The organism is Streptosporangium sp. NPDC000239 (assembly GCF_040300765.1).
Lineage (GTDB): Bacteria > Actinomycetota > Actinomycetes > Streptosporangiales > Streptosporangiaceae > Streptosporangium.
In genome coordinates, this window is the sequence record NZ_JBEPEI010000055.1 from 1 (window position 1) to 1,145 (window position 1,145).

At 66.5% G+C, this 1,145-nt stretch carries 1 protein-coding gene; it reads left to right on the forward strand.

Annotation, left to right across the window (positions count from 1 at the left end):
• The coding region (locus ABT340_RS42415; protein ID WP_502992624.1) for an RNA polymerDNA-directed RNA polymerase subunit B at positions 1–1,145 on the forward strand (1,145 nt) is incomplete at both ends.

Sequence of the window (1,145 nt, forward strand, 5' to 3'; positions counted from 1 at the left end):
GACCTGGCCAAGGTCGGCCGCTACAAGATCAACAAGAAGCTCGGCGTCGACGCCGACATCACCCAGGGCACGCTGACCGAAGAGGACATCGTCGCCACCATCGAGTACATCGTCAAGCTTCACGCGGGCGAGACCTCGATGCAGGGTTCCGGTGGCGAGATCGTCGTCGAGACCGACGACATCGACCACTTCGGCAACCGCCGCCTGCGCACGGTCGGCGAGCTCATCCAGAACCAGGTCCGGCTGGGCCTGGCCAGGATGGAGCGGGTCGTGCGGGAGCGGATGACGACGCAGGACGTCGAGGCGATCACGCCGCAGACCCTGATCAACATCCGTCCCGTCGTGGCGTCGATCAAGGAGTTCTTCGGGACCTCCCAGCTGTCGCAGTTCATGGACCAGACCAACCCCCTGGCGGGCCTGACGCACAAGCGGCGTCTGTCCGCGCTGGGTCCCGGTGGTCTGTCGCGTGAGCGGGCGGGCTTCGAGGTTCGTGACGTTCACCCGTCCCACTACGGCCGGATGTGCCCGATCGAGACGCCGGAAGGCCCGAACATCGGTCTGATCGGCTCGCTCGCCTCCTTCGGCCGGGTGAACTCCTTCGGGTTCGTCGAGACGCCCTACCGCAAGGTCGTCGACGGCAGGGTGACCGAAGAGGTCCACTACCTCACCGCCGACGAGGAGGACCGCTACGTCATCGCCCAGGCGAACACGCCGATCGCCGCCGATGGCACGTTCCTTGAGGACCGCGTCCTCGTCCGCCGTAAGGGTGGCGAGTTCGAATCCGTGAGGGCGAACGAGGTCGGTTACATGGACGTCTCGGCACGCCAGATGGTGTCGGTGGCGACCGCGATGATCCCGTTCCTGGAGCACGACGACGCCAACCGGGCGCTCATGGGTTCCAACATGCAGCGTCAGTCGGTGCCGTTGCTGAAGAGCGAGGCGCCGCTGGTCGGGACCGGGATGGAGTACCGGGCCGCGACGGACGCCGGGGACGTGATCACCGCGGACAAGGCCGGGGTGGTCGAGGAGGTCTCGGCCGACTACGTCACGGTGATGAACGACGACGGCACCCGCACCACCTACCGGGTGGCGAAGTTCAAGCGCTCCAACCAGGGCACCTGCTTCAACCAGAAGCCGATCGTGGC